This window comes from Luteitalea sp. (assembly GCF_044337415.1).
GTDB lineage: Bacteria > Acidobacteriota > Vicinamibacteria > Vicinamibacterales > Vicinamibacteraceae > Luteitalea.
This window is the reverse complement of sequence record NZ_JBIINP010000360.1, coordinates 1-3,028: the sequence shown is the minus strand read 5'-3', so window position 1 is coordinate 3,028 and position 3,028 is coordinate 1. Positions and strand designations below refer to the sequence as shown.

2 protein-coding genes are annotated in these 3,028 nt (G+C 71.4%); one reads left to right on the top strand and one right to left on the bottom strand.

The window, feature by feature from the left end; all coding sequences use genetic code 11:
• Positions 1-484 precede the first annotated feature (484 nt).
• Positions 485-1,354, top strand: coding sequence for a subclass B3 metallo-beta-lactamase (gene bla / locus ACIRDX_RS22300; RefSeq protein ID WP_396627617.1), 870 nt, complete (start codon positions 485-487; stop codon positions 1,352-1,354).
• A gap of 148 nt (positions 1,355-1,502) precedes the next feature.
• Here bla and ACIRDX_RS22295 read toward each other — a convergent pair whose 3' ends face one another.
• On the bottom strand, positions 1,503-2,978 hold the full coding sequence (locus tag ACIRDX_RS22295; RefSeq protein WP_396627616.1) for a DegQ family serine endoprotease: 1,476 nt from the start codon (positions 2,976-2,978) through the stop codon (positions 1,503-1,505).
• Positions 2,979-3,028 lie beyond the last annotated feature (50 nt).

The following is a 3,028-nucleotide window of genomic DNA, read 5'->3' as shown; positions in this document are numbered from 1 at the left end:
TGCCCCGCCGCTGGCGAGGCCGGAGCCTGCGCACGCATGGGCGCCGACGACGGGGTCAGGAGCGTCGCGGCGAGCACGACGCCGAGCAGGGGGCGGTGGCGCATGGCATCACTCTAACGCTTAACGCTTAACGCCGAACGCTTAACGCCGAACGCTTAACGCCGAACGCTTAACGCCGAACGCCGAACGCCGAACGCCGAACGCCGAACGGGCTCACGGCTTACGGCTCAGGGCTCATGAGCATGGTGGCCGATCCAACGCGCGGGGGCCAGGTCTCAGAGCAACAGCGCCAGTCCGGGCACGAGGGCGCAGATCAGCAGGGCGCGGACAGCCGCCGTCAGCACCCGTCGCCAGGCGTGGGACCAACGGGATCGGCTGCTCGGGCAGAGACGGCGCGGACACGACGACGTGACGGTACCAAAATGGCCGGGCTGGTGCGTCAGCCGACGAACCTGCCAGCGTGTGCGCCTCGTACAATCCCCGCATGCCCAGTGTCCGCGTGCTGTCCGCCCTCGTGTCGTGCCTGGTCCTCGCCCTCGGCGTTGTCGGGACCCCGGCGCAGGACGACCCCGATGGCTGGAAACGGGCCACCGAGCCCGTTCGCATCGCCGGCCCGATCCACTATGTCGGCACCCACGGACTCGCCTCGTACCTGATCGCGACGCCCGCCGGGCACATCCTGATCGACGGCGGCGTGCCGGGCCACGAAGGGCTGATCCTGCAGTCGATCGTGAAGCAGGGCTTCAAGGTGCGCGATGTGAAGGTGCTGCTGACGACGCAGGCCCACTTCGATCACGTCGGCTCGCTCGCGGCGCTGAAGCAGGCGACGGGGGCGCGGGTGCTCGTGCTGCGTGGCGACGAGGGGCTCCTGTCCAGCGGCGGCAAGACCGACTACCTGTTCGGCCCGAACCCGGCGTTTCACTTCCCGCCCGTCACGCCCGACGAGGTCATCGGCGACGGCCACGTGCTGACGCTCGGCGGCGTGATGCTCACGGCGCGCCGTACGCCCGGCCACACGCCGGGATCCACCACCTGGACGACCACGGTCATGGAGGAAGGGCGGTCGCTGCGCGTGGTCTTCGCGGCCAGCACCTACGTGAACGAGGGCACGCGGCTGGTGCGCAATCCGTCGTATCCCGGCATCGAGGCGGACTTCCGCCGATCGTTTGCGCTGCTGGAGGCGCTGCCCGTCGACGTCTTCCTGGGGGCGCACGCGCAGGGCTTCGACTTCCACGCCAAGCGCGCACGTGCCGCCACCGAGGGCGTGAAGCCCTGGGTCGATCGCGACGCCCTCAAGCGCGTCGTGACCGGATCGAAGGCCACCTTCGAGAAGCTGGTCGCCGCAGAGCGGTAGCGGCCATTCCTCATGCCTCATGCCTCATGCCTCATGCCGCATGCCTCATGCCGAAGGGTGAAGGGCAAAGGGCAAAGGGCGAGGACCGAGGTAGGGCCGCGTGTCCCACGCGGCCGCTATCCCCAGCGGCGCGGTCGGAGACCGCGCCCTACCTCTCCAGCGTGAAGAACGCCGCCGTTTCACCGCGCCGCACCAGGAGCAGCGCGGGGCGATCGCCCTTGCCGAGGCGCGCTCGCAGCGTGTCCACGCTGCTCACCGGCGCGCCATCCACTTCCTCGATCACGTCACCGTCACGCAGTCCGGCGGCCGCCGCGCGTCCGTCGGGGTTGACCGAGCGCACCACCACGCCGCGCCCGGAGGGCAGGTCCATCTCGCGCGCCTCCTCCGGCGTGAGCGCCTGCACGCCCATGCCGTAGCCGGTCGTGTCGGGAGCGGCCTCGCTGCCGGACTCGGGGCGGTCGTCGTCGGCGTCGGTCACCGTCAGCTCACCGAGGGTCACCGAGTACGACGCGGTCTTGCCGTCGCGGATGACCTCGAGCGGCACCGCCGCGCCGGGGCGCGCCTGGGCCACGCGGTTGCGCAGCTCGTTGCCGTCCCTCACGTCCTCGCCATTGACCCGGGTGATCACGTCGCCGCGCCGCAGGCCTGCCTTCGCGGCCGGGCCGCCGGGCTGCACGCCGTTGATCAGCGCGCCGCGCACCGCGTCGAGGCCGAGGCTCCGGGCGATGTCGGACGTGACGGGCTGGATCGTCACGCCGAGCATGCCGCGACGAACCGTGCCCGTCTCGATCAGCTGCGTCATCACGTTGCGCGCCATGTTGGCCGGGATGGAGAAGCCGATGCCGATGCTGCCGCCGGACGGCGACAGGATCTGCGAGTTGATGCCGACGAGCTGGCCGTCGACGTTCACGAGCGGTCCGCCGGAGTTGCCCTGGTTGATGGGCGCGTCGGTCTGGATGAAGTCTTCGAAGCTCGTGCCGCCGGTGGCGCGCCCCTTCGCGCTCACGATGCCCATCGTGACCGTCTGGCCGACGCCGAGCGGGTTGCCCACGGCCAGCACCACATCGCCCACGGCCACGGCGTCCGAGTCGCCGAGCGGCAGGGTTCGCAGGTTCGTCGCGCCGGCGATCTTCAGCACGGCCAGATCGCTCGCGGCATCCGACCCGACAACGGTCGCCTTGAAGCTGCGGCCGTCGGTCAGCTCGACGTCTACCTGCTCGGCGCCGTCGATCACGTGGTGGTTCGTGAGCACATAACCGTCGGCGCGCACGATGACGCCGGATCCGAGGCCGCCCTGGCGGCGTGGCGTGCGCTGCGGCGCGCGGCCCCGGCCGCCGCCGAAGAACTCGCGCATCCACTCGTCGGGCACCTGCTGGCTGACCTGCCGCACGCGCCGTTCCGAGCGCACCGTCACCACCGCCGGCGTCACGGCGTCGACCACCTGCGCATAGGAATGGGTAGCGGAGCCGAGCGTGCGCGTCGCGGTCTCGCGCGCGGCCGCCACCGGGGCCGGTGTCGTGCCCTTGGCGTCGGGGGCCGCCGTGTAGCCGAGCAGGACGCCGGTGAGCAGCACGGCGCCAGCCGCTGCGCCCTTCCGGCCGAGGGTGCCGTAATCAGTCGTCATCGTTGCGTCTCTCCGTGTGGTCGGGGCCGGGCTGCGAGAGCCGGCCCTGC